The sequence below is a fragment of the Coleofasciculus sp. FACHB-712 genome (assembly GCF_014695635.1).
Classification (GTDB): domain Bacteria; phylum Cyanobacteriota; class Cyanobacteriia; order Cyanobacteriales; family FACHB-T130; genus FACHB-T130.
In genome coordinates this window covers 1-5,527 of record NZ_JACJOQ010000221.1, presented here as the reverse complement: position 1 = coordinate 5,527, position 5,527 = coordinate 1, and the positions used below count along the sequence as shown (strand labels likewise).

Sequence of the window (5,527 nt, the reverse complement as noted above, 5' to 3'; positions counted from 1 at the left end):
GCACCCGCGATCGCCATTATTGGTGCTGTCGTGAATATGCACCAAATTCTGTCAGGATGTCGTCCACTCAGCTTGAAGATTGAGGGCTGAGGATTGAGGACTGAAGACTGAGGACTGAGAACTGAGGGCTAAAATCTCAGTAAAAAGCTATAAAAAGCGATCGGTAGTTAATTGGTAACTCTGATTTAAGACCTTTCATACCTTACTCAGCTTGTGCTTCGCACTACTTTGCTAACAGTCCTCAAACCTCAGTCCTCTCTCCTCTCTCAGTCCTCAGTCCTCAGCACTCAGTCCTAATTTATGAGCGTCGAATATTAAAGCAGCACCACTCTTGACGCCGCCAGAGCGTGGCAACAATCCAATCATGTTGCTCTAAAGTATCGGCAATGGGCTTCGCTTGTTCTAGCAAAACGCCGCTAATAATTCCCCAAGTGCTGGGTTTAGCCATCTCTGTCATCTGCGGGATCAAGTCGATAATCACCTCCGCCAGAATATTGCAAAGAATGCCATCGACCGGCTCATGTAACAATTGCATTAAGCGATCGATACTGCCTTGCTCCACAATCAACTGATCGGGGCTAATTTTGTTGAGTTCTCGGTTGCTGTGGGTGGCTCGCACCGCCATCGGGTCAAGATCTGCGGCATAAACCTTTTCGGCACCTAAAAGCATTGCGGCAATTGAGAGAATGCCAGAACCACAACCAATATCTGCCACAACGATATCGGGGGTGCCCAAACCCAATCGCATCTCCAACGCTTCCAGACACAGCTGAGTCGTTTGATGGGTGCCGGTGCCAAAAGCGGCTCCGGGATCGAGGCGGAGCGTAAGCCGTTCCGTCTGCTCTGGAGGGGGCAACCAGGCAGGGTAGATTAATAAGCGATCGCCAACTTCTTGCGGTTGCCAGTATTGCTTCCAGCTACTCGCCCAATCTTCCTCATCAATTAAATGCCAATCCATCACCGGCATCGGCATTCCCACATTCAGCGCATCTTGACGCAGCCACAGAGACAGCGCCGCCAAATCTAATAACTGCGCTTGGAGTGCGGATAAATAACCACACACTAGGCGCGAGTGTCCTTTAACCTCAATGGATGTGCCGCGACAGCCAAATTTTTCCAGCCGCCAGAAAATTAAATCTTCTAAGGCTGGGTCGCAGAGAACTTGAATTTCCCACCAGGTGTTTGCCATACATCAGGGCTGAGGGCTGAGGACTAAGGACTGAGGTATGAGGACTGAGGACTGAGGACTGTTAGCCTAGTGGTGCGAAGCACTGGCTGAGGACTGAGGAAGGTTAGAACGTAGAACTTAGCAATATAGAGTAAAGAGAAACTAAAAAGAATTTCTTCTTTGTGTATCTCTTTTCTTCATACTCAGTCCTCAGCCCTCAGTCCTCAGTCCTATATCCTCAGCACTTATAAAGTTACCGTATAGGCATCTCGAATGCCGGGAATCTTGAGAATTTCCGCCAAAATTCCCTCTGGTAGGGGATCGTCCAGGCTTAACACCATTACTGCATCGCCGCGCACGATTTTACGACCCACCTGCATACTGGCAATATTGACATTAAAGCTGCCCAATAGCGAACCAATATTCCCGATAATTCCTGGCATATCGCGGTGCAGCGTAAACAGCATATTAGAAGTGGGGGGGACGTTGATGGGAAAATCATCAATGCTAGTGATCCGAATTTCGTTATCGCCCAATAAAGCACCAGTGACCGAGTGTTCTCCTAGGGAACCCTTTGCCGACAGTTGCAGCGAACCCGAATAATCTCGAATCGAGGCATCCCGCGTTTCAATCACGCGAATTCCCCGCTCCTTTGCCTCAATACTGGCATTCACGTAGTTCACTCGCTCTCTCAACGCTTGAGAGAGCAGCCCTTTCAGTGCTGCTACGATGAGAGGCTGACTTTGATTAGTTGCCAATTCTCCCTGCAAGCTGATATTCAACAACTCAATCCGTCCTCCAGCCAGTTGCCCAACTAGATGACCCAGAGTTTCCGCCAATAGGAGATAAGGTCTGAGTTTTTCCAATACGTCAGGCCGCAACCCAGGAATATTCACGGCTGAACGCGCTGGTAGGCCGAGCAGAACGTCCCGAATCTGCTCGGCAACATCAATAGCGACATTTACCTGCGCTTCTGCTGTAGAAGCTCCCAGGTGGGGAGTGAGGATAAGATTTTTCCCCAGCGATCGCAACTCCGACTCGCCAAGCGGTTCTGTCTCAAAAACGTCCAACGCGGCCCCAGCAATTTTGCCAGCTTTTAACGCCTCCGCCAAGGCTGCCTCATCAATAATGCCACCACGGGCACAATTGATAATCCGAGTCGTGGGTTTCATTTTAGCGATCGCTTCGGCGTTAATCAGATGAGTCGTTTCTGGAGTTTTGGGGATGTGCAGGGTAATGTAATCGGATTCCTGAAACAGCATATCCAGATCGACTAGACGACAACCCAGTTCATCTGCCCGTTCTACCGAGATGAAGGGATCGTAAGCTAGCAGTTTCATCCCCATCGCTTTCGCAACGCTGGCGACATGAGAACCAATTTTCCCCAAACCGACAACACCCAGCGTTTTCTTGTAAACTTCAGCCCCGATAAAACTCTTGCGATCCCACTGACTGCCTTTCACCGACTGATTGGCTTCGGGGATATAACGGGAGAGCGATAGCATCATTGCCAAAGCGTGTTCTGCCGCTGCAATGGTGTTACCTTCGGGGGAATTGACGACGACAATTCCTTGTCGGGTGGCGGCTGGAACATCGACATTATCGACGCCAACTCCAGCACGACCAATAATTTTTAGCTGGGTGCCCGCTTCGATAATTTCTTTGGTGACATGGGTTCCAGAACGAATCATCAGAGCGTCATACTCTGGCATAATTCGCACCAGTTCTTCTGGAGAAAGACCTGTTTTAATGTCAACTTGGGCAACTTGGGAGAGGATATCTATTCCAACTTGGTCTATGGGATCGGAAACAAGAACCTTGGACATGATGGGCAGGTGAGTCTAAATAAAAATTCCATTACGACACGCACGCACGACCCCTAAAAGGTCAAAACCGCAAGTCGCGCGTTGCGTTGCATCCACTTCGCCAGGATAGCTCCCTTGCGTTACGCGATCGCGTGCCGGTAAAACCTTGGGAGCAAGCTTGCCTGATGGGAGCTGGCTTAGACATCGCGTCTAATCACTCTCCACCACGAACAATACAGGCAGAAGGTCATTTTAACTGTATCAGGTGTCTTTGTACGGCTGGTTGGCTGAAAGTTTTTAACTTTCATTCGCGTGGGCGAAGTGCTTCTTGCCGATGGCGGAAGGAAACAAAACACAGCCAAAGATATCAGCTACCCATCGCACAAATGCGATCGCTTTCGCATATACCGCTCCTAGCGACTTCTCGCGCAAGTGCATCCTAATTACGGTAGAAGATTTGCTGTCCCTTGCACTGCTAGGCTTTAACTAAGGCTATCTCAGCATTTTACGAATCACCATGAATTATCTCGTTGCCGTACTGCCAGACCGCATCCAGGCAGAAGCTGCCTATTCCGCTTTAGAGAAAGAAGGCTTACCGATGAATAAAGTGAGTATCCTGGGCAGAGGATATAAAAGCGCCGATGAATTTGGCTTAATTGACCCCAACGAGCAAGCTAAAAAGCAATCAAAGCTGATGGCTTATTGGCTCATCCCCTTTGGATTTTTCGCTGGAATAGCTTTCAATATCACCACGGGTTTAGACACCTTTGCCTGGGCGGGTCCAATCGGCAATTACCTGATTGCTGGACTTTTAGGTGCCGCCTCCGGTGCGATGGGTAGCGTGTTTGTGGGGGGAGGAGTAGGCTTGGCGCTGGGAAGTGGTGATGCCTTGCCTTACCGCAACCGCCTCAATGCCGGTAAGTATCTGATTGTCGTCAAAGCTTCCGAAACGATCATCCGCCAAGCGACTCGGATTCTCCGTCAGTTTGAACCCGAAAATATCCAAGGCTACGTTGACTCAGAGGGAGTCTAGAAAATAAGCACCTTCCAACCTTTCGAGCTGGCTGGGTCTTCCATCCACGGGCAGAGGAAGTAACAAACACAACATTGTTACTTTAACTACCAGCCTGAGCGCAAGTCACTGGAAGGGGGTTTAGATGCAAATATTGCCAACTTGTTTGGGAGTTGCGCTCGTCGGCTCGATCGTAGTTGATGTGCTTTGGACAACGATCGCCGTCGGCGGCGGTGGGGGGCCGATTACATCTAGATTGTCCAATTGCTTGTGGAGATTGCTTCTCCATCGACATCGCTCCTCTCCCTCTCATCAGATGCTTTCCGTTGCAGGCTACAGCACCATTGGCATTTCTACGCTGCTGTGGATTTTGGCTACTTGGGCAGGATGGGTCTTAATTTTTAGCGCCAGCGATCGCTCTTTGGTTTCTGCGGATACAAAGCAGCCTGCTGACATCTGGGAGAAAATTTACTTTACAGGTTATACGTTAGTTACCCTCGGTCTCGGAGACTACCAACCCCAAGGAAAAATTTGGCAACTGGCGACAGCCGCAGCAGCAGCGAATGGGTTTTTCCTGATTACTCTGTCGATTACCTATCTGCTTTCTGTGGTGTCAGCCGGGACTCAGAAGCGACAGTTGGCAACCTACATTTCCTGTCTTGGCTATACTCCTACCGAAATCGTAACTAAAGCTTGGAATGGCAAAGATTTTGGGATGCTGTCTCAGCACTTAGTAGCGATCGCGCCCATGCTAGCGTTATACGGGCAAAGTCATTTCGCTTATCCGGTACTTCATTACTTTCATAGCACCGGGCGGGAGACAGCGGCGGAAGTTAACATGGCTGTCTTGGACGAGGCATTGACCTTGCTCGAATTTGGAATCAAGCGGGAATATCGACCCGATTCGGTGGCGCTATACCCAGTGCGGCAAACCCTGTCAGTCTTTCTAGAAACCCTGACTTCTGCTTACATTAAGCCAGCCTCAGACGTGCCACCCCTGGCAGTTCTCGATGAGTTACGTGCTAACGGGATTCCCACGGTTAGCGATGAAGCCTTTGCATTAGAAGTCAGCAACTTGACGAGACGACGGCGTTTGCTCCTCGCCTTAGTGAGAAATGATGGGTGGTCGTGGAAGGAGGTCGGGAATCGGTTTGGGTAAAGGGGAATGATTCAGTTTAACCAAGCGCGAGGAGCCGCTAAAAGCAGCATCCGCGAAAGCGATCGCACTCTCCATCAGGTTTCGCTCCCAACGATAGAATCAAGAAAGTTTCACCTCAATCAAGCGTCTGCTGTATGTTGCCAAGGGAAGAACTCCTCAAAGGAGTCGAAAATCGAGAGACTGTGGCTCGTGTTATCGATCTAGCGGATCAAGCGATTAAAACGTGGGAAGTGGTCTTTACGGATTTTCTGTCTCCTCCAGAACTAGCTGAAATCCAGCAAGCGTTTAATCGGTTAACAGAAGTCCAACTCGTTGCTTGGGGAGGGTATCCGCAAGCTGAACGACAGCGAATTGCGATCGCGCGTGCAGAATTGCCCCTCGAT

Annotated in this window: 5 protein-coding genes and 1 pseudogene; 4 read left to right on the top strand and 2 right to left on the bottom strand. The window is 49.8% G+C overall.

Going from position 1 to position 5,527, the window contains the following annotated elements:
- Positions 1 to 298: 298 nt before the first annotated feature.
- Both prmA and serA read right to left on the bottom strand, forming a co-directional pair.
- The gene (gene prmA, locus H6F50_RS06370; protein WP_190427606.1) at positions 299 to 1,189 is read right to left on the bottom strand and encodes a 50S ribosomal protein L11 methyltransferase; all 891 of its coding nucleotides are present in this window, start codon (positions 1,187 to 1,189) and stop codon (positions 299 to 301) included.
- A 224-nt stretch (positions 1,190 to 1,413) separates the two neighbouring features.
- Entirely contained in the window at positions 1,414 to 2,994 is a 1,581-nt protein-coding gene (gene serA, locus H6F50_RS06365; RefSeq protein WP_190427602.1) for a phosphoglycerate dehydrogenase, read from the bottom strand.
- An 86-nt stretch (positions 2,995 to 3,080) separates the two neighbouring features.
- Between serA and H6F50_RS06360 the strand changes: the two genes are divergently transcribed.
- The 4 genes and pseudogenes from H6F50_RS06360 to H6F50_RS06345 form a co-directional block, all read left to right on the top strand.
- Entirely contained in the window at positions 3,081 to 3,416 is a 336-nt protein-coding gene (locus H6F50_RS06360; protein ID WP_190427599.1) for a hypothetical protein, read from the top strand.
- A gap of 74 nt (positions 3,417 to 3,490) precedes the next feature.
- On the top strand, positions 3,491 to 4,006 hold the full coding sequence (locus H6F50_RS06355) for a hypothetical protein (protein WP_190427597.1): 516 nt from the start codon (positions 3,491 to 3,493) through the stop codon (positions 4,004 to 4,006).
- A gap of 124 nt (positions 4,007 to 4,130) precedes the next feature.
- Positions 4,131 to 5,144 carry an ion channel gene (locus H6F50_RS06350; protein WP_190427595.1) on the top strand — a complete coding sequence of 338 codons (1,014 nt, stop codon included), beginning with the start codon at positions 4,131 to 4,133 and terminating at the stop codon, positions 5,142 to 5,144.
- A gap of 134 nt (positions 5,145 to 5,278) precedes the next feature.
- Positions 5,279 to 5,527 (top strand): annotated as a pseudogene (locus H6F50_RS06345) (photosystem II S4 domain protein); the annotation flags it as partial.